Origin of the sequence: Pectobacterium brasiliense (genome assembly GCF_016950255.1) — a bacterium.
GTDB classification, from domain to species: domain Bacteria; phylum Pseudomonadota; class Gammaproteobacteria; order Enterobacterales; family Enterobacteriaceae; genus Pectobacterium; species Pectobacterium brasiliense.
This window is the reverse complement of record NZ_JACGFN010000002.1, coordinates 141,566-161,492: the sequence shown is the minus strand read 5'-3', so window position 1 is coordinate 161,492 and position 19,927 is coordinate 141,566. Positions and strand designations below refer to the sequence as shown.

20 protein-coding genes are annotated in these 19,927 nt (G+C 51.7%); 13 read left to right on the top strand and 7 right to left on the bottom strand.

Going from position 1 to position 19,927, the window contains the following annotated elements; translation table 11 throughout:
• Positions 1 to 163: 163 nt before the first annotated feature.
• The 7 genes from cvpA to hisP all read left to right on the top strand — a co-directional run bounded on the left by cvpA (position 164) and on the right by hisP (position 6,515).
• Entirely contained in the window at positions 164 to 664 is a 501-nt protein-coding gene (gene cvpA / locus H4F65_RS15290; protein ID WP_005969889.1) for a colicin V production protein, read from the top strand.
• Between the two features lie 21 nt (positions 665 to 685).
• On the top strand, positions 686 to 2,203 hold the full coding sequence (gene purF / locus H4F65_RS15285; RefSeq protein WP_010285044.1) for an amidophosphoribosyltransferase: 1,518 nt from the start codon (positions 686 to 688) through the stop codon (positions 2,201 to 2,203).
• A 215-nt stretch (positions 2,204 to 2,418) separates the two neighbouring features.
• Positions 2,419 to 2,991, top strand: a complete 573-nt coding sequence (locus H4F65_RS15280) for a UbiX family flavin prenyltransferase (protein WP_010285043.1) — start codon at positions 2,419 to 2,421, stop codon at positions 2,989 to 2,991.
• Positions 2,992 to 3,405: 414 nt separating this feature from the next.
• On the top strand, positions 3,406 to 4,185 hold the full coding sequence (locus tag H4F65_RS15275; protein WP_010285040.1) for a lysine/arginine/ornithine ABC transporter substrate-binding protein: 780 nt from the start codon (positions 3,406 to 3,408) through the stop codon (positions 4,183 to 4,185).
• Positions 4,186 to 4,325: 140 nt separating this feature from the next.
• Positions 4,326 to 5,015 (top strand): histidine ABC transporter permease HisQ, encoded by a 690-nt coding sequence (locus tag H4F65_RS15270; RefSeq protein WP_010285036.1) that lies wholly within the window; start codon positions 4,326 to 4,328, stop codon positions 5,013 to 5,015.
• A complete protein-coding gene (locus H4F65_RS15265) occupies positions 5,008 to 5,724 on the top strand; it encodes an ABC transporter permease (protein ID WP_039316213.1) in 717 nt (238 codons plus the stop codon). The genes H4F65_RS15270 and H4F65_RS15265 overlap by 8 nt, the downstream gene beginning before the upstream one ends.
• Positions 5,725 to 5,741: 17 nt before the next feature.
• The gene (gene hisP / locus H4F65_RS15260; RefSeq protein ID WP_010278951.1) at positions 5,742 to 6,515 is read left to right on the top strand and encodes a histidine ABC transporter ATP-binding protein HisP; all 774 of its coding nucleotides are present in this window, start codon (positions 5,742 to 5,744) and stop codon (positions 6,513 to 6,515) included.
• A gap of 366 nt (positions 6,516 to 6,881) precedes the next feature.
• On the opposite strand, the gene H4F65_RS15255 is transcribed toward hisP, so the two are convergent.
• The 3 genes from H4F65_RS15255 to yfcG form a co-directional block, all read right to left on the bottom strand.
• Positions 6,882 to 7,787 (bottom strand): TIGR01777 family oxidoreductase, encoded by a 906-nt coding sequence (locus H4F65_RS15255; protein ID WP_010278948.1) that lies wholly within the window; start codon positions 7,785 to 7,787, stop codon positions 6,882 to 6,884.
• 19 nt (positions 7,788 to 7,806) lie between these two features.
• Complete coding sequence (folX, locus tag H4F65_RS15250; protein WP_010278945.1) at positions 7,807 to 8,178, bottom strand: dihydroneopterin triphosphate 2'-epimerase; 372 nt, start codon at positions 8,176 to 8,178, stop codon at positions 7,807 to 7,809.
• Positions 8,179 to 8,303: 125 nt separating this feature from the next.
• Complete coding sequence (yfcG, locus tag H4F65_RS15245; protein WP_010278941.1) at positions 8,304 to 8,930, bottom strand: GSH-dependent disulfide bond oxidoreductase; 627 nt, start codon at positions 8,928 to 8,930, stop codon at positions 8,304 to 8,306.
• 262 nt (positions 8,931 to 9,192) lie between these two features.
• Between yfcG and yfcE the strand changes: the two genes are divergently transcribed.
• Positions 9,193 to 9,744 (top strand): phosphodiesterase, encoded by a 552-nt coding sequence (yfcE, locus tag H4F65_RS15240; protein WP_010278939.1) that lies wholly within the window; start codon positions 9,193 to 9,195, stop codon positions 9,742 to 9,744.
• 123 nt (positions 9,745 to 9,867) lie between these two features.
• The gene (yfcD, locus tag H4F65_RS15235; protein WP_010278937.1) at positions 9,868 to 10,536 is read left to right on the top strand and encodes an NUDIX hydrolase YfcD; all 669 of its coding nucleotides are present in this window, start codon (positions 9,868 to 9,870) and stop codon (positions 10,534 to 10,536) included.
• Between the two features lie 72 nt (positions 10,537 to 10,608).
• Here yfcD and H4F65_RS15230 read toward each other — a convergent pair whose 3' ends face one another.
• The 3 genes from H4F65_RS15230 to ackA all read right to left on the bottom strand — a co-directional run bounded on the left by H4F65_RS15230 (position 10,609) and on the right by ackA (position 15,008).
• Positions 10,609 to 11,469, bottom strand: a complete 861-nt coding sequence (locus H4F65_RS15230) for a DUF817 domain-containing protein (RefSeq protein ID WP_010278935.1) — start codon at positions 11,467 to 11,469, stop codon at positions 10,609 to 10,611.
• Between the two features lie 118 nt (positions 11,470 to 11,587).
• Positions 11,588 to 13,726, bottom strand: a complete 2,139-nt coding sequence (pta, locus tag H4F65_RS15225; RefSeq protein WP_014916033.1) for a phosphate acetyltransferase — start codon at positions 13,724 to 13,726, stop codon at positions 11,588 to 11,590.
• Positions 13,727 to 13,805: 79 nt separating this feature from the next.
• On the bottom strand, positions 13,806 to 15,008 hold the full coding sequence (ackA, locus tag H4F65_RS15220; RefSeq protein ID WP_010278931.1) for an acetate kinase: 1,203 nt from the start codon (positions 15,006 to 15,008) through the stop codon (positions 13,806 to 13,808).
• A gap of 442 nt (positions 15,009 to 15,450) precedes the next feature.
• Between ackA and yfbV the strand changes: the two genes are divergently transcribed.
• The 4 genes from yfbV to H4F65_RS15200 all read left to right on the top strand — a co-directional run bounded on the left by yfbV (position 15,451) and on the right by H4F65_RS15200 (position 19,253).
• Positions 15,451 to 15,906, top strand: a complete 456-nt coding sequence (yfbV, locus tag H4F65_RS15215) for a terminus macrodomain insulation protein YfbV (protein WP_010278929.1) — start codon at positions 15,451 to 15,453, stop codon at positions 15,904 to 15,906.
• Between the two features lie 165 nt (positions 15,907 to 16,071).
• Positions 16,072 to 16,566, top strand: a complete 495-nt coding sequence (locus H4F65_RS15210; protein ID WP_010278924.1) for a YfbU family protein — start codon at positions 16,072 to 16,074, stop codon at positions 16,564 to 16,566.
• Between the two features lie 21 nt (positions 16,567 to 16,587).
• The gene (locus H4F65_RS15205) at positions 16,588 to 17,244 is read left to right on the top strand and encodes a sugar phosphatase (RefSeq protein ID WP_010278919.1); all 657 of its coding nucleotides are present in this window, start codon (positions 16,588 to 16,590) and stop codon (positions 17,242 to 17,244) included.
• A 176-nt stretch (positions 17,245 to 17,420) separates the two neighbouring features.
• Positions 17,421 to 19,253 (top strand): SLC13 family permease, encoded by a 1,833-nt coding sequence (locus tag H4F65_RS15200; protein ID WP_010278915.1) that lies wholly within the window; start codon positions 17,421 to 17,423, stop codon positions 19,251 to 19,253.
• Positions 19,254 to 19,282: 29 nt separating this feature from the next.
• On the opposite strand, the gene yfbR is transcribed toward H4F65_RS15200, so the two are convergent.
• Complete coding sequence (gene yfbR, locus H4F65_RS15195; protein ID WP_010278911.1) at positions 19,283 to 19,882, bottom strand: 5'-deoxynucleotidase; 600 nt, start codon at positions 19,880 to 19,882, stop codon at positions 19,283 to 19,285.
• Between the last annotated feature and the right edge of the window lie 45 nt (positions 19,883 to 19,927).

Genomic DNA, 19,927 nt, shown 5'->3' with positions numbered 1-19,927 from the left:
AATAGAATCAGGCATGACGTATTGTCGGTTTTTTCGCCTGATTATCTATCGAAGAAATCGGCGGAAATACGCTACGCAAACGTTTTCTTTTTCTGTTAGAATGCGCCGCGAACAGGATGACGTAGCGGCTTATCGGTAGCATCGTTCATTATTAGGATAGTTCATGGTTTGGGTTGATTACGTCATTATTGGCATCATCGGATTTTCGGCTCTGGTTAGCCTGATCCGGGGGTTTGTTCGCGAAGCGCTGTCGTTAGTAACCTGGGGATGTGCTTTTTTTGTTGCCAGTCATTACTACGCTTACCTCGCGGTCTACTTCACCCGTTTTGATGATGAGCTGGTGCGTAACGGTATTGCGATTGCCATTCTGTTTATTGCAACGTTGATTGTGGGAGCTATCGTCAACTATGTGATTAGTTCACTGGTTGAACGTACCGGATTATCCGGCACCGATCGCGTTCTGGGCATCTGTTTTGGTGCGCTGCGCGGGGTGCTGATCGTTTCCGCACTGCTATTCTTTCTGGATACGTTCACCGGTTTTTCACAAAGTGATGACTGGAAGCAGTCCCAGTTAATCCCGCAGTTCAGTTATATTATCAGGTGGTTTTTTGACTACCTGCAAAGCACGTCAAGTTTCTTGCCGCAGCATTTATCGCTGCGGTAGCGCTGATGAGGAAAAGACACCATGTGCGGTATTGTCGGTATCGCCGGTTTTACACCGGTCAACCAGTCGATTTATGACGCGTTAACGGTGTTGCAACACCGTGGGCAGGATGCTGCGGGTATTGTGACCATCGATGCCTTTAATTGTTTTCGCCTGCGTAAGGCCAATGGCCTGGTGAAAGATGTGTTTGAAGCGCGGCACATGCAACGCCTACAGGGCAACATGGGGCTTGGTCATGTGCGTTATCCGACCGCGGGCAGTTCCAGCGCCTCGGAAGCACAGCCTTTCTATGTGAACTCTCCGTTCGGTATCACGCTGGCTCACAACGGTAACCTGACTAACGCCCACGAACTGCGTAAAAAGCTGTTCGAGCAGGAGCGTCGTCACGTTAACACCACGTCTGATTCTGAAATTCTGCTGAATATTTTCGCCAGAGAGCTGGACCGTTTCCAACACTATCCGCTGGAAGCCGATAATATTTTTGCGGCCGTTGCCGCAACGCACCAGCAAATTCGCGGTGCCTATGCCTGTGTTGGCATGATTATCGGTCACGGTATGGTCGCTTTTCGCGATCCTAATGGGATTCGTCCTCTGGTGATTGGTAAGCGCGATCTGGAAGATGGCCGCAGCGAGTATATGGTGGCGTCAGAAAGTGTCGCGCTGGATACGCTGGGCTTTGAATTTTTACGCGATGTGGCGCCGGGAGAAGCGATCTACATTACGGAAAAAGGGCAGCTATTTACCCGCCAGTGTGCAGAGAATCCAAAGAGCAATCCGTGCCTGTTCGAATATGTCTACTTTGCTCGCCCGGATTCCTTCATTGATAAAATCTCGGTCTACAGTGCACGCGTTCGCATGGGCCAGAAGCTCGGTGAAAAAATTGCGCGCCAGTGGGAAGATCTCGATATTGATGTCGTGATCCCGATTCCTGAAACCTCTTGTGATATCGCGCTGGAAATCGCGCGTATCATCAACAAGCCGTATCGTCAGGGATTTGTGAAAAACCGCTATGTTGGCCGCACGTTTATCATGCCGGGGCAGCAGGCGCGTAAGAAATCAGTGCGTCGTAAGCTGAACGCCAACCGTGCTGAGTTCCGTGACAAGAACGTGCTGCTGGTGGATGACTCCATCGTGCGTGGTACAACGTCAGAGCAGATTGTAGAGATGGCGCGTGAAGCAGGAGCCAAGCGTGTTTATCTGGCCTCCGCGGCCCCGGAAATTCGCTTCCCTAACGTGTACGGCATCGATATGCCAAGCGTCAATGAACTGATTGCCCACGGTCGTGAAGTGGATGAAATCTGTAAGATTATTGGTGCCGATGAGCTGATATTCCAGGATCTCGACGATCTGATTGAAGCCGCGCGTGAAGATAACCCGGATATTGCTCAGTTTGAATGCTCGGTATTCAACGGGATTTACGTGACGAAGGACGTCGATCAAGGTTATCTGGATTATCTGGAAGTCTTGCGCAATGACGATGCCAAAGCGTTGCGTAGCCAGAATGAAGTTGAAGATCTGGAATTGCACAACGAAGGTTAACAGCTAGTCGCACATTAAGGCTGTATTGAAGGGGGAGGACGCGAAAGTGTCCTCCCCCTTATTGTATGTAGAGAAAATTTTGTATGTAGAGAAAAATTGCATAGAGAAAACAGGGTTTCGGTGCTTATCCTTGCTTATCGCTAATCAATGCGGCAAAGTTTGCGCAGATGATTTTTCCGCGTTTCTGCTTACGCGGCTAGCCAGAGGCAGTATGAATGAAGCGACTCATTGTAGGAATTTCCGGTGCCAGCGGCGTCATTTACGGCATCCGGCTGCTACAGGTTTTACAGACGCTGGAAGGTATCGAAACGCATCTGATCATGAGTCAGGCTGCCCGGCAGACGCTGGCGCTAGAAACGGATTTTAGCCTGCGTGACGTGCAGGCGCTGGCCGATGTGGTACACGACACGCGTGATATTGCCGCCAGCGTCTCTTCGGGGTCGTTTAAAACGGCGGGGATGGTGATTTTACCCTGTTCGATAAAAACCCTTTCCGGCATTGTGCACAGCTACAGCGACAATCTATTGACCCGCGCGGCTGATGTGGTGCTGAAGGAGCGTCGTCCTCTGGTGCTGGGAGTGCGTGAAACGCCGCTGCATTTAGGGCATTTACGGCTGATGACCACCGCCGTTGAACTGGGCGCGATAATCATGCCGCCGGTGCCTGCGTTTTATCATCGCCCAGAAAGTGTGCAGGATATTGTCGATCAGACGGTGAATCGTATTCTGGACCAGTTTGACATCGACCTGCCAAAAGATCTCTTTATCCGCTGGCAAGGTGCGTCGTAGCAGGATAGAGACCCAGACACGCTATTTTTCTCTCTCGGGGCGGTAAACTTTTACTGCCCTTTTTTTGTTCCTTTTTATCACATTGCACTAATTTTGTGCGTGAAAGCACCGAAATGGTGCGTTTAGATTTTTGTATTCATGCCAATGTTATCTATCCTTATTGTTACGCGCCAAAAAATTCCCTCTGAAAATATTGCAGAATCAAATGGTTAACCCTTATTTTCTGCGCGTTTCGATCATGGGGTTTTTACGACATCCCTACGTTCATTGTGGCATGAAAACTGCTACAAAAACGGTAATAGTCGGCGCAGAAAACAAATAGCACTCACATCGTTCATTTTTAAAGCGATTCACTCTAAATAATTCCGACATTGACGACACATGACATCAATCACTCATGATAAGGGTAGCAATATGAAGAAACTGATCAAAGTCTTGCCATTGGCACTCATTCTGGCTGCGGGTAGCGCGATGGCGGAGATTCCTAAGAATATTAAAATTGGTACCGATCCTACCTATGCTCCCTTTGAATCCAAAAACGCCAGCGGCGAACTGGTTGGGTTTGATATCGATCTGGCGAAAGAGCTGTGCAAGCGTATTCAGGCTAACTGCACGTTTGTAGAAAGTGACTTTGATGCGTTAATTCCGTCCCTGAAAGCGAAAAAAATCGATGCCATCATCTCTTCTCTGTCTATCACCGAAAAACGTCAGCAGGAAATTGCTTTCACCGAGAAGCTGTATGCGGCCAATTCACGCCTGATTGCGAAGAAAGGGACGAGCATTGAACCCACGTTGGCTTCTCTGGGCGGAAAGCGTGTTGGCGTATTGCAGGCATCAACACAGGAGGCCTTTGCTAATGCTAACTGGCAGCCTAAAGGCGTTGACGTTGTCGCTTACCAAAATCAGGATCTGATTTATGCCGATCTGGCCGCAGGCCGTATTGATGCAGCCTTTCAGGATGAGGTCGCAGCAAGTGAAGGTTTCCTGAAGTTAGACGCAGGTAAAGACTATGAGTTTGCCGGCCCGGCGGTAAAAGATGACAAATTCTTCGGTGTGGGCACGGGTATGGGTCTGCGCAAAGCGGATACCGAGCTGAAAGCCGCGCTGGATAAAGCCTTTGAAGAAATGCGTAAAGACGGTACCTACGATACCTTCGCGAAAAAATACTTCGATTTTGACGTCTACGGCGGCTAATGTCGCCAAGGTGACGCTCATTTCTTTATCACATGTGTAGCGGGATCGTAAGGCATGCGGCACGGGATCGTTCCTCTCGTGTCGTGTTCCTGACTGATGACGCAGCGTGCCATTAACCGCTATTTCAACGGATATCATTGATGCTCTATGGCTATTCCCAGCTAATTCTGGATGGTGCCATCATGACGCTGGAACTGGCAGCAAGTTCGTTACTGCTGGCGCTGGCTATTGGCCTGATCGGCGCGTCGGCGAAACTGTCTTCCAACCGTCTGCTGGCGGGGTGTTTTTCCTGCTATACCACGCTGATTCGCGGCATTCCCGATCTGGTGCTGATGCTGCTGATTTTCTATGGTTTGCAAATTGTCTTAAACGGCGTGACGGAATCGATCGGTTTGGATCAGATTGATATCGATCCTCTGACCGCCGGGATTATTACTCTGGGCTTTATTTACGGTGCGTATTTCACGGAAACCTTTCGTGGAGCCTATCTTGCCGTGCCGCGCGGGCAAATCGAAGCTGCCGTCGCGTTCGGTTTCTCTCCGATGAAGGTGTTCCGCCGTATTCTGTTTCCTTCCATGATGCGTTTCGCGCTGCCGGGCATCGGCAATAACTGGCAGGTGATTCTGAAAGCGACAGCGCTGGTGTCACTGCTTGGCCTGAACGATGTCATCAAGGCGACGCAATTGGCCGGTAAGGGCACACACGAACCGTTTTATTTTGCGCTGGTTGCTGGGGCGATGTACCTGATTTTTACCACCGTTTCTAACGGCGTGTTGTGGTGGCTGGAAAGGCACTATTCGCAGGGAGTCAAAAAAGTAAACTATGAGTGAGATCCTGCAACAATATTGGCAGCCGCTACTGTGGAGCGACGGCTACCGCCTGACTGGGCTGGCGATGACGCTCTGGCTGCTCATTTCTTCGGTGGTTATCGGCGGGCTGATGGCACTGCCGCTGGCGATTGCCCGCGTGTCACCGCGACGCCGGTTCAGCTTTCCGGTTTGGCTATTCACCTATGTGTTCCGCGGCACGCCGCTCTACGTACAGCTTCTGGTGTTCTATTCTGGCGTGTATAGCCTGGAGATTGTGCGCGGCACCGACATGCTGAATGCTTTTTTTCGCAGCGGGTTAAATTGCGCCATTTTGGCGCTGGCGCTGAATACCTGTGCGTACACGACAGAGATTTTCGCGGGAGCAATCCGCTCGGTACCTCATGGGGAAATTGAAGCGGCCAGAGCCTACGGCTTCTCCCGCTTTAAGCAGTATCGCTGCATTATTTTACCGAGTGCACTGCGTATTGCGCTGCCCGCTTACAGCAACGAAGTGATTCTGATGCTGCATTCAACGGCGTTGGCCTTTACCGTAACGGTGCCGGATATTCTGAAAATCGCCCGTGATATCAACGCGGCAACCTACCAGCCGTTTTATGCATTTGGCATCGCGGCGGTTATCTATCTGGCGATTTCATTTGTGTTAATTGGGCTGTTCAGAAAGGCGGAACAGCGCTGGTTACGTCATCTTTATACCCGTTCATCTCATTAAACGCAGGAAAAAAGAGCATGTCGAATAACAAACTGATGGTGACGGAACTGCGTAAACGCTATGGCCAGCATGAGGTACTGAAAGGGATCTCATTACAGGCGAAAGCGGGTGACGTTATTTCAATTATTGGATCGTCCGGTTCGGGAAAAAGTACCTTACTGCGCTGTATCAATTTTCTGGAAAAACCCTGTGAGGGGGCGATCTACGTCAGCGATCAGGAAATTCGCATGGTGCGTGATACTGACGGACAGCTGAAAGTTTTTGATAAAAAGCAGCTTCAAATGCTGCGGACGCGTCTGACGATGGTGTTTCAGCACTTTAACCTGTGGAGCTTCATGACGGCGTTGGAAAACGTGATGGAAGCGCCGGTTCAGGTGTTAGGACTCAGTAAAGCTGAAGCGCGTGAGCGGGCGGTGTTCTACCTGAACAAGGTCGGGATTACGGATGCGGCCCAGCAGAAATACCCGTCGGATCTTTCCGGTGGCCAACAGCAGCGTGTTTCCATTGCACGGGCGCTGGCGATGGAGCCGGAAGTCTTGTTATTTGATGAACCTACGTCAGCGCTCGATCCCGAACTGGTCGGCGAGGTGTTGCGCATCATGCAGCAGCTTGCGGAGGAAGGGAAAACGATGGTGGTGGTGACGCATGAAATGGAGTTTGCCCGCCATGTTTCCAGCCACGTTATCTTCCTGCATCAGGGTGTGATCGAGGAAGAGGGGCCGCCGGATCAGCTGTTCGGGAGCCCGAAAAGTGCACGTTTGCAGCAGTTTTTGTCAGGTGCATTGAAGTAGGTTTTGGGGCTGATGGCTATCAGCATCTAGCAGTTAACAGGTACTCATGCTCTAGCATTTTCATAATTCTATGTCGGATAGTGTAAAAGTTTCGTGCGTGTTAACCACCGAGTATTCTTATACTTTATCTACACGCCCGACAAGGAGCGCTCAGTTGCCGCTGCTCCTTGACCACTGGCTTTTGGGCGAGAATTGTGCCGCTGCGCGGTGCCTTCAGCGTTCCTGACCGCTATTCGGGCCGCCAGTGACGCGTTCCCGACGCGGCACTGACTTTCGCCGCGTCCGTGCGGCTCACCCGACGGTCACGCCCACTTCAGCACAATTTTTACGCCAGAAGTGCAGAATATTTGGGCATTTTATCAAACTTCAGCCCGGTTTCTTGATGACGTCCTGTAAGGCTTCTTCCAGCTCAAGGAAGCGGAAATTAAAGCCTGCGGCCTCTAACCGCTGTGGAATGGCGCGCTGTCCGCCCAGTACCAGCGTCGAAGCTTCTCCCATCAGTAGTTTGATCGCAAAAGCGGGTGCTCGCAGAAAACCGGGACGATCCAATACGTGTGCCAGCGTGGCGGAAAATTGTTCATTATGAACCGGGTAGGGCGAAACCATATTGAAGGGGCCGCTCAGTATCGGCTGGTTCAGCAGATAAATAATGCCGTTCACCATGTCATCAATATGAATCCACGGCATATATTGCTTGCCGGAACCCATCGGTCCGCCAAGCCCGAGGCGGAAAATTGGCAGCATTTTTGCCAGCGCGCCGCCTTGTGCTGAAAGAACAATGCCAGTGCGCAGCAGGCAGACGCGAGTTTTATCGCTTTCGGCGGACTGTGCTAGGGCTTCCCAGCGGGCGCACAGATGATGGGTGAATTCATCGACTGGGGATTCATCTTCCGTGATCAGCGCTTCCCCCTGATCGCCATAATATCCGACAGCGGAGCCCGAGATAAAAACGGCCGGTGGCTCACTGCTGGCTTTTATCAGCGTGGTAAGTTGCTCGGTGATATTCCAGCGGCTCTTTGCCAGACGCTGCTTTTGCTGTGGCGTCCACCGTTTGTCGGCGATAGGTTCACCCGCCAGATTGATGACGCCGTCAAAGCCGTTCAGTGAGGTGATATTACTCAACGTGGACCAGTATTCCACCTGATTGCCGAGAACCCCTCGAGCGCGCTCTGGATCGCGTGTCAGTACCGTAATGTGATGGGAAAGCAGCTGTAATTGTTGGATAAGATGGCGACCAATAAGGCCGGTTCCGCCGGTTATAAGTAGTTGCATCGCACCCCTCTCCCTATCTTTATGCCTTGTGATAACGCAGGGTCATGGAAACCGAATCGGCGTATCGCAGGGCAAACGGTTTATCGACTTCTACTTCAGCATAGGTGATCCATTCGTGATCGCTGGCGATGTTGAGCACATCCTGCGTTAATTTTTCCAGCAAAGCGAAGCGGTTATCTTCCACGTGGCGAATAATGCTTTTGGTGATGGTGCGGTAGTTCAGCGCATCAGCGATATTCTCGCTGTTGCGTGCCTGTTCTGCTGGGTAGTGAATCACAACGTTGATGATCACATCCTGCTTATTCGTAATTTCCTCATCTTTGATACCGATGAAGGTGCGCAGCCGCAGATTTTTTATACGAATAATGGCGTCAGAATAGTGATGTGGCATTGCTCGGCCCTCGGTAGCTTCTGTTACTGCGACTAAACCGCAGCGTCAGGGGGTATCGTTAACGACAATATATTGATTACCATAGCAGAAGATACCCAAAGGCCGAATGAGATGATGCCAGAATTTTATTGATCGGCGAGCTGGTAAGCCCGTTGCGTTGCCGGACGCTCACTGATACGCGTATACCACGCCTTCACCGCTGGGTAGTCATCAAGGTCGACGCGCTGGCGAGCATAAGAAACCACCCACGGGTAGGTCGCGATATCAGCGATGCTGTAATCTTCTCCTGCTAGCCAGGGGCTGTCTTGCAGATGTTTATCCAGCACGCGGTACAGGCGCTGCGTCTCCTGCTGATAGCGTTCAATGGCGTAAGGCACTGGCTGAGGCGCATAGTGGTTAAAATGATGATTCTGCCCCAGCATCGGTCCGAAACCAGCAACCTGCCAGAAAAGCCATTGCAGCGTAGTTGTACGCTCACGTAATGAGGTGCTCAGCAGCACGCCGTGTTTTTCCGCCAGATAGAGCAGGATAGCGCCTGACTCAAACAGGCTAATCGGCGTGTCACCTTCCGCAGGCTGCGTATCAACAATCGCGGGAATTTTATTATTAGGCGAGATAGCCAGAAACTCCGGTCGGAATTGTTCGCCTTTGCTGATATTCACGCGGTGGAGCTGGTAGGGGAGATTAGCTTCTTCCAGAAACAGGGTGATCTTGTGCCCGTTAGGGGTTGGTGCGTAATACAGGTCAATCATGAATCAAGTCTCCGTTTTAATTCAGAAAAACATCATGGACTGTATGGCAGTTGATCGCTTCAGAGAGCGACGCGCTGTCAGAATAGCGAATTGAGGAACGGGTTCTTACCCTACCACTTCTGCGAGTGAAAAATAAGCGATGACGCACGCCGTTGAGCGATCTTTACCGGAAGCACATTGCTAACTTTGGTAGACTACGTCCGATAAAGAATGCGGGTGTTGTAGGTGTAGCATGGTTGATATAAACGCTGTGGAGATAACGATGAAGTTAATGTTTGCGTCCGATATACACGGTTCTCTCAGCGCGACGGATCGTGTGCTGGAGATCTTTGAGCAGAGTCATGCCGACTGGCTTATCTTGCTGGGCGATTTTCTCAATCATGGCCCGCGCAATCCGCTGCCAGAAACATATCAGCCTGCGGAAGTGGCTGCCCGACTGAACGCCTATGCATCACGCATTATTGCCGTGCGAGGGAACTGCGACAGTGAGGTGGATCAGATGCTGTTGACCTTTCCGATAACGGCACCCTGGCAACATGTGCTATTGCCGCAGAATCGCCTTTTCCTGACGCACGGTCATCTTTATCATCCAGAGAATATGCCGCCGCTACACGCGGGGGATGTATTGGTATATGGTCACACCCATATTCCGGTTGCTGAGCAACGGGGTGAATATTATTTTTTCAATCCCGGCTCAGTGAGCTTGCCAAAGGGGGGATACCCCGCGAGCTACGGTTTACTTGAACAAGACGAGCTGCGGGTTCTGCCGTTACACGGCGGCGAACCTATTGCACAGGTCACGATTAGGCACTAATTTAGCGTATACCCTGTTTTTGACCTTGAATAATGGCAAGGCAGCAGGGAAGATTCACGGCAAAGATCGATCATTTAAAACAGACGCGCGTAGCAACGTGCCAATACTAAAGGGTTTCAGAGGATGGCGGAACAAAGTCAGGCAGCAGGCACAGAGTGGGTTGATATCGTCAATGAAAACAACGAGGTAATTGCTCAGTCAAGTCGTCAGCAGATGCGTGCGCAGAGTCTTCGTCATCGTGCCACTTACATTGTTGTGCATGATGGAATGGGTAAAGTTCTGGTTCAACGCCGGACGAAAGTCAAAGATTTCTATCCAGGCTGGCTGGATGCGACCGCTGGCGGCGTAGTGCAAAGCGGTGAGCAAATGCTGGAATCCGCACGTCGTGAAGCGGAAGAGGAGCTTGGCATTGCGGGCGTGCCGTTTGCAGAACACGGCTTGTTCTATTACGAAGGCGAGAATTGCCGGGTGTGGGGCGGGCTGTTTAGCTGCGTCACCCACGGGCCGTTTGCGCTACAGGAAGAAGAAGTTGATGAGGTCAGTTGGCTGACGCCGCAAGAGATCACCGCACGCTGCGATGAGTTTACGCCAGATTCGCTGAAAGCCCTGTCGCTGTGGCTAACGCGCCATAGCGATCAGGAATATGGCAAGCCGATTTCACGTAAGCTGAACGAGGCAGTCGAAGCCGCTGCAACATCTGCTGTTAATGATAAAAACAGTCATGATGAAAATGCTCATGATGAAAACGACAGCAACGTCGTCGCTTCATCAGACGCTGATTCACAGAAATAATATCGCTTCTATCTCGCCGCTGATTTTCCCCGCAGCGGCATCTATTTTTTCCGAGTGATGAACTGCGAGTCATCACTCGGGAACATGAATACTCTTCTTGATATCCTTCAGGTAAATCACGATGGTGAACGTCATGATCACCAGTAAAGCCCACGAACTCCATTTCCCTACGTGAACCATCGACCAGGCTCCGAGCTGTTCTGGATAGCTCCAGATACTGAAAAACGTACTGATATTTTCAGCCAGCCAGATGAAAAAGCCGATCAGAATAAAGGCCAATGACAGCGGCATTCGTCGTTCCCGATCGTAAGGCGTGAAAATGACGGTGGTGCGCGCATAGAGCCCAACTGACAGTGCAGCAATGTACCAGCGGTAGTCGCCGATGTAGTGGTGGGTGAAGAAATTGGCATAAATGAGCAGCGCGACCAGCGTTGCCAGCCAGTAGGGCGGGTGATGGCGAATTTTAAGATCGAATAGCCGCCAGGACTGAATGATATAGCTACCGACAGAGGCATACATGAATCCGGCAAACAGCGGCACACCCAGTACCTTGGTGTAGGCGAAATCAGGGTACGACCAGGAGCGAATTCCTGATGAGGTTTTAAACACTTCAAGCGCAAAACCCACGAGGTGAAACAGCGTAATGGCTTTTAACTCATCCCAGGTTTCTAATTTGCTGGCAACCATCCATCCCTGAATCAGAATGGCGAATATCAGCAACAAATCATAGCGCGGGATAGAAAACCAGCCAGCTTTCGGTACGCTAAACACGGCAAGAAAGAACAGGCCAACGAAGAGACAGGCGCGGGCTTCTTTGACACCAAAATAGAGAAATTCAATCAAAAAACGGGTTAACCCTTTGGGCGATGAAGGCGTAATCCCTTTTTCCAACTGCTGCTGAAAGTGTTGATCCAATCGTCGTATTACCGTCATCCATCGACCCTGTTTATGGTTATTTTTGAGCCTGCGCGGTGTGGTTTTTGTACGGAGAGCAATAAAAAATGCCAGCGCTGAGGCTGGCATAGAAGATAACAGAATTAATCTGAATAGATTAGAGCTGTGTAGCCTGAATAGCGGTCAGGGCAACGGTGTAAACGATATCGTCTACCAGTGCGCCGCGAGACAGGTCGTTAACCGGTTTGCGCATGCCTTGCAGCATTGGCCCGATGGAAATCAGGTCGGCAGAACGCTGTACCGCTTTGTACGTGGTGTTACCGGTGTTCAGGTCAGGGAAGATGAACACGGTGGCTTTACCTGCAACTGGCGAGTTCGGTGCTTTGGACTGTGCAACGTCAGCCATGATTGCGGCGTCGTACTGCAGCGGACCATCGATAACCAGATCAGGGCGTTTTTCCTGTGCCAGACGGGTCGCTTCACGCACTTTCTCAACATCGCTACCCGCACCGGAGTTACCGGTAGAGTAAGAGATCATCGCAACGCGTGGGTCGATACCGAAGGCGGTAGCGGAATCAGCAGACTGGATAGCGATTTCAGCCAGTTGCTCTGCGGTTGGATCTGGGTTGATGGCGCAGTCGCCGTAAACCAGAACCTGCTCAGGCAGCAGCATGAAGAACACAGAAGACACCAGAGAGCTGCCCGGTGCGGTTTTGATCAGCTGCAACGGCGGACGGATGGTGTTAGCGGTGGTATGAACGGCACCAGAAACCAGACCGTCAACTTCGCCCTGTTCCAGCATCAGCGTACCCAGCACCACGTTGTCTTCGAGCTGTTCGCGCGCAACCACTTCGGTCATGCCCTTGCTTTTACGCAGCTCAACCAGACGCGCAACATAGCGCTCACGTACGACAATCGGATCGACGATTTCGATGCCTTTGCCCAGTTCTACGCCCTGAGCGGCAGCAACACGCTGAATTTCTTCCGGGTTACCGATCAGCACACAGTGAGCAATACCGCGTTCAGCACAGATAGACGCTGCTTTAACGGTACGTGGTTCATCACCTTCTGGCAGAACGATGCGTTTGCCTGCTTTACGCGCCAGCTCGGTAAGCTGATAGCGGAATGCTGGTGGAGACAGACGACGTGAACGCTCAGACTCTGCGCTCAGGGAATCGATCCACTGGGTATCGATGTGGCGTGCAACGTATTCCTGCACTTTCTCAACACGTTGACGGTCATCAGCCGGTACTTCAAGGTTGAAGCTTTGCAGGCTGAGTGAGGTCTGCCAGGTGTTGGTGTTGACCATAAATACAGGCAGGCCAGTTTGGAAGGCGCGCTCGCACAGCTTGGCAATGCTCGGATCCATTTCGTAGCCGCCAGTCAGCAGCAGGGCACCGATTTCCACGCCATTCATGGCAGCCAGACAGGCGGCAACCAGAACATCAGGACGGTCAGCGGAGGTCACCAGCAGTGAACCCGGACGGAAATGCTCCAGCATATGAGGAATGCTGCGTGCGCAGAAGGTCACGGACTTAACGCGACGCGTCTGAATGTCACCTTCGTTGACGATACGCGCATTCAGGTGCTTCGCCATATCAATAGCGCGCGTTGCGATCAGGTCAAAACTCCATGGGATGCAGCCCAGTACCGGCAGCGGGCTGTTAGCAAACAGTTGCTTCGGATCGATGTTGGCAACGCTGGCTTTCGTGGAGTCATCAAAGATTTCAGACAGGTCAGGGCGAGTGCGTCCCTGTTCGTCTACCGGCGCATTCAGTTTGTTGATGATCACGCCAGTGATGTTTTTGTTTTTGCTGCCGCCGAAGCTGGAACGCGCCAGTTCGATACGGTCTTTCAGCTGTGCCGGGGAATCGTTACCCAGCGCCAGTACGAAGACGATTTCTGCGTTCAGCGTTTTGGCGATTTCATAGTTCAATGCGTTAGCAAACTGGTGCTTGCGGGTAGGAACCAGACCTTCAACCAGAACGACTTCTGCGTCTTTGGTATTTTCGTGGTAGCGCGCGATGATTTCTTCCATCAGCACGTCTTGCTGGTTGGAGCTCAGCAGGGCTTCAACGCGGCTCATCGCCAGCGGCTCGGCGGCGCTGATGGCGGAATTAGCACGAATAATGGTGGTCGTTTGATCTGGCGTATTGTCGCCACTGCGCGGCTGGGCGATAGGTTTGAACACGCTCAGGCGAACGCCTTTCTGTTCCATGGAGCGGATGACACCCAGGCTGACGCTTGTCAGACCAACGCTGGTGCCAGTTGGGATCAACATGATTATACGGGACACGGCCGAACCTCTTTACGGTTGCTCGTTAGTCAAAAACAACACCGTCAGCCTTGGCTGACGGTGTTGGGAGTTACGTGTTTTACGCGGTCAGACGGTAAGCGTCTTCGGCGATGACCAACTCTTCATTGGTCGGGATAACCAGCGCAGGGCGGGTGCCATCTTTAGCGATGTTGCCTGCTTTACCGAAGCGCGCAGCCAGGTTGCGTTCGTGATCGACGTCAAAGCCCAGCAGGCCCAGTTTTTTCAGCGAAAGTTCACGAACCATTGCGGCGTTTTCACCGATACCACCGGTGAAGATGACGGCATCCAGACGGCCTTCCATCAGTGCAGCGTAAGAACCGATGTATTTCGCCAGACGGTGGCAGTAAACGTCCATTGCACGTTTAGCATCTGCTTTCGTCTCGTAGTTATCTTCAACGTAGCGGCAGTCGCTGGTCACTTCAGTCAGACCCAACAGACCAGATTCTTTGGTCATCAGGGTGTTGATGCGATCAATGTCCATGCCCAGAGCGTCGTGCAGGTGGAAAATCACAGCCGGGTCGATATCGCCGCAGCGCGTACCCATCACCAGACCTTCCAGCGGCGTCAGACCCATAGAGGTGTCAACGCATTCGCCATTACGGATTGCAGTAACGGAACCACCGTTGCCCAGATGGCAAGTGATAACGTTCAGCTCTTCTACTGGTTTGTTCAGCACTTTAGCGGCTTCACGAGAAACAAAGTAGTGGCTGGTGCCGTGGAAGCCGTAGCGACGGATGTGGTTTTCTTTATACAGTTTGTACGGCAGTGCATAAAGGTAGGATTCTTCCGGCATGGTCTGGTGGAACGCGGTGTCGAAAACAGCGACGTTCTTATCAGCCAGGTGCGGGAAAGATTTCAGTGCTTCGTCGATGCCGATCAGGTGCGCCGGGTTGTGCAGAGGTGCAAAAGGTACGGAATCTTTGATACCCTGAAGAACATCATCAGTGATGATCGCGGATTGGGTGAACTTCTCACCGCCGTGAACAATACGGTGACCAATAGCAACCAGTTGAGCTGACAGCTCTGGTTTCTGAGACAGAATGGTATTGACGATGAAGTTCAGCGCTTCGCTGTGAGCTGCACCGGCACCCAGTTCGGCGTCGTGTTTACCGCCGTCCATTTTCCATTTGATGCGGGCTTCAGGCAGGTTGAAACATTCGGCTAAACCAGACAGGTACTCTTCTCCGTTAATCGCATCGATGATCGCGAATTTCAGGGATGAACTACCGCAGTTAAGAACCAGTACTAACTTACTCGACATGGAAGTACCTACTTGTTATACATGGTTAAAAAAATGTCATACAGGGCATAGCGTATCGCATGCCGCCACTGGCATTTATGATTAACATCATACCTTGGTGTGATACACCAGACACGATGATGAAATAGGGTCGATACTATGACGTAGGTTATATCGGATAATCGATACAACTAATCTCTACAACAACGTGACATCGACCTGATGTAAACCGCAGCTTTTAAAGCGATGAATAACCGCGTTATGGCCGTTGGCTGCGCTTATGTCGCGAAGGGAATTATACTCCTTGCGTGTAGTCATACTACTTTAGGTATACAGCGGCCAAAAGGCCGGTCTAGGATACCGATAGCGTAGAGTAAACACAAAATATATTTTAACCTTATCAACTTGAGTTGTTGATTTGTGCAAAAGTTTTATTTTTTATCTGTAAAGTTGAGGTGTGGCTATGGCGACGAAACCAGACAGTAGAATCAGTTGGCTACAGCTACTCCAACGTGGGCAGCATTACATGAAAACGTGGCCAGCAGAAAAGCAGCTGGCGCCAGTCTTTCCTGAAAACCGTGTAGCGCGAGCGACACGGTTCGGCATCCGCATCATGCCGCCGCTGGCGGTGTTTACCTTAACATGGCAGATTGCGCTCGGCGGCCAACTCGGCCCGGCCATTGCTACCGCGCTGTTTGCCTGTAGCCTGCCGTTGCAAGGCCTTTGGTGGCTTGGCCGCCGTTCCGTGACGCCTTTACCGCCGACGCTGGCACAGTGGTTCCATGAGATTCGTCATAAGCTGCTGGAGTCAGGTCAGGCATTGGCCCCATTGGAAGAAGCGCCGACTTACCAATCATTGGCAGATGTGCTGAAGCGGGCATTTAGCCAGCTTGATAAAACCTTCCTTGATGATTTGTGATCGGCGTCAGGCTGTATGAGGGTTGATAGCTATTTTGTTCTTTCCCCTGTTTCAAATCAAAGAAGCGGTGGCTACCGCTATCGTGACACGATTCAGTATGCGATTCTGCGGTTAATACCTATTTAGCGACATTGGCTTACACCAAAGAGGGTTCAGGAGAGCAACATGGAAATGACGAATGCCCAGAGATTGATCCTTTCAAACCAATACAAAATGATGACGATGCTCGATCCTGACAACGCCGAGCGCTATCGCCGGTTACAAACGATCATTGAGCGTGGTTATGGTTTGCAGATGCGCGAGCTGGATCGTGAGTTTGGTGAGCTGACTGAAGAGGTTTGCCGCTCGATTATTAACATCATGGAAATGCATCATGCCTTGCAGGTGTCGTGGACCAATCTGAAAGATAAGCAGGATTTGGATGAGCGTCGCCTGACTTTCCTGGGCTTTGATGCCGCAACGGAAGCGCGCTACCTCGGTTTTGTACGCTTTATGGTACATGTCGAAGGTCGCTATCCCCACTTTGATGCGGGTACGCATGGGTTTAACGCGCAGACGAAGATGTGGGACAAATACAACAGAATGCTGGCTGTCTGGCAATCCTGCCCACGCCAGTATCACTTGAGTGCGGTTGAGATCGCACAGATCATCAACGCCTGATTAATGAAAAAGGGGCTTTCTGTGGAGTGTAAAGGTTTTCTGTTCGACCTCGATGGTACGCTGGTTGATTCACTGCCTGCTGTAGAACGTGCGTGGATTAACTGGGCAAAGGATCACGATATTGAACCACAGGAAGTGCTGGATTTTATTCATGGCAAGCAGGCAATCACGTCCCTGCGTCACTTTCTTCAAGGGCAAAGCGAAGAAACGATTCAACAAGAGTTTGATGCGCTGGAGAAAACTGAAGCGTCTGATACGCAGGGCATTGTTGCCATGCCAGGTGCTAAGGCGCTGCTGGAACGTTTGGATGCACTGGATATTCCCTGGGCGATTGTGACGTCTGGTACGGTGCCGATTGCCAGTGCCCGTCATCATCGCGGAGAACTACCTGCTCCTCGTGCCTTTATTACCGCGGAGCAGGTTGCCAAAGGCAAACCTGCTCCTGATGCTTATCTCCTTGGCGCACAGCAGTTAGGGTTAAAGCCGGAAGAGTGTGTCGTCGTGGAAGATGCGCCAGCGGGCGTGCTGTCGGGGCTGGCCGCAGGCTGTAAAGTCATTGCGGTGAAGGCTCCTGCGGATACGCCGAAACTGGATCAGGTCGATCTGATTCTTGATTCGTTGGAGCAGATAGAAATAGAACAATTACCGAACGGTGCTAAGGTGCTTCTGCGCCAGTAGGCGTCTGTAACATAATGATAAAATTGTGACTAAATATGATCAAACCTCGCATCCGCGAGGTTTTTTTATGGCAGACTATACCCGTTATACTTCAAGCTGCATGTGCGTTGGCTTCCCTTTTCAGGGTATGCGAACCCACACCTCTCAACATGCATTTTTCCGTCAGGGGAACCGTTTTGAATAGCGAACTTCTCTGGGTTTTATCCCTGTTGCTGATCGCCATTGTGTTGTTTACCACCAATAAATTACGCATGGACGTCGTAGCGCTGTTGGTCATTATCGCGTTTGTACTGAGCGGCACGCTGACGCTATCTGAAGCGTTGGTGGGGTTCAGCGATCCTAACGTGATATTGATTGCTGCCCTGTTTGTGATTGGTGAGGGGTTGGTTCGTACCGGCGTTGCTTATCAGGTCGGTGATTGGCTGGTTCGCGTGGCGGGCAGCAGTGAGATGAAGATGTTGATCTTACTGATGGTCACCGTTGCGCTGCTAGGTGCTTTCATGAGTTCCACCGGCGTTGTCGCGATTTTTATTCCCGTGGTGCTGAGCGTTTCCGCACGGATGAAGATTTCCCCCGGAAGGTTGATGATGCCGCTGAGTTTTGCCGGGTTGATTAGCGGCATGATGACGCTGGTAGCGACGCCGCCGAATATGGTGGTGAGCAGCGAGCTGATGCGCGAAGGTGTCGCGGGTTTTGGGTTTTTCAGCGTGACGCCGATAGGGATGGTGGTCTTGCTGCTGGGTGTGGCGTATATGATGGTCGCGCGTTACTGGCTTGGCGACGCCGAGACGGCAACAGCAAAAGAGATGTGGAAGAGAAGAACATTTCGCGATCTGATTCGTGATTATCGGCTGACGGGCAGGGCGCGTCGGCTGGCGATTCGTCCGGGGTCGCCTTTTATCGGTCACCGTCTTGATGATTTACGCCTGCGTCAGCGCTTTGGTGCAAACGTAGTTGGGATTGAGCGCTGGCGTAAGTTTCGCCGTGTGATGATCAGCGTGGCGGGCAATACCGAACTTCGCCTGAATGATGTTTTACTGATCGACATGTCGGCCTCTGAGGTAGATTTACGCGAATTTTGCACCGCGCAGCGGCTTGAACCGATGGTGCTGCGCGGTGAATATTTTTCTGAGCAGGCGCGTGATGTGGGAATGGCGGAAGTCTCGTTGATCCCTGATTCCGAGCTGCTGGGGAAAACGCTGTACGACGTCGGATTTCGTAGCCGCTATGGCCTGAGTGTCGTGGGGATTCGCCGGTCAGGCGAAGCGATGGAAGGTATCCTCGCCGATGAACCGCTCCAGCTCGGGGATATTCTGCTGGTGATGGGCGACTGGCGCATGATCCGGCAGTTGCACACGCAGAAAAACGACTTCCTTTTACTTAATCTCCCTGCCGAAGTGGATGACGTTGCGCCCGCGGTGAGTCAGGCACCTCACGCGCTGTTTTGTCTGGCGCTGATGGTAGCGATGATGCTGACGGATGAAATACCGAATGCAGTCGCTGCGCTGATCGCCTGTTTGCTGATGGGTAAATTCCGCTGTATCGACATGGAAAGTGCTTATCGAGCCATTCACTGGCCGAGTATTATTCTTATCGTTGGGATGATGCCGTTTGCGCTGGCGTTGCAGCAAACGGGCGGTGTAGCGCTGATTGTTAAAGGGCTGATGGATGTTGCCGGGAACGCCGGGCCGCATGTGATGCTGGTGTGCTTGTTCGTACTGTGTGCTGTGATCGGTCTGTTTATTTCCAACACGGCGACGGCGGTGCTGATGGCACCCATTGCGATTGCCGCGGCGAAGCAGATGGGCGTGTCGCCTTATCCCTTTGCGATGATCATCGCGATTGCAGCCTCTGCCGCCTTTATGACCCCGGTGTCGTCACCGGTAAATACGTTGGTACTAGGACCGGGCGGTTATAAATTCGGGGACTTTGTGCGCATTGGCGTCCCCTTTACCGTGCTGGTGATGTTGGTCAGCGTAGTGATGGTGCCGTGGCTGTATCCGTTCTGACGACCTCTGACCGTTATAGCGGACGCCCGTTATAACGGAGAATCCTGACTGATTTCGTCAAGCGACAGGCTAAAGCTGGGCACGAATACCGTCATGAAATAGTCCATTTCCGGGCTGTGGCGCAACTGCAATGTTTTTTCCAGTCGTGCTTTGGCAAGTGTGAATTCCGCATTGCCTGCGGATAATTCTTCCAGACATTTCAGGTAGGCGCACAGTGCGTCTGCCTGTTTAACGATGGCGCGTTCTTCTTCGCTGGTGTAGTTATCATCCAGCAGCATTCGATAATCCTGCTGGAGTTCTTCCGGCAACATCTCAACCAGTTTCTGCTGTGCAATCTTCTCTATCTTCTTGTACTCATGTGCGATCTGCGCATTGTAGTACTTGATCGGCGTCGGCATGTCACCGGTCAGCACCTCGCTGGCATCATGGTACATCGCCAGTAGCGCGATGCGTTCTACGTTCAGGTTACCGTCGAATTTACGGTTTTTGATGACTGCCAGCGCGTGGGCGACAAAGGCGACCTGAAGGCTGTGCTCGGAGACGTTTTCCGTGCGCACGTTGCGCATGAGCGGCCAACGGCTGATGAGTTTTAGACGAGATAAATGGGCGAAAAAGTGGCTCTGATTCATGGCGATCTCTCAGACAACAGCGCAGTAAAATAGCAATATCGTGGG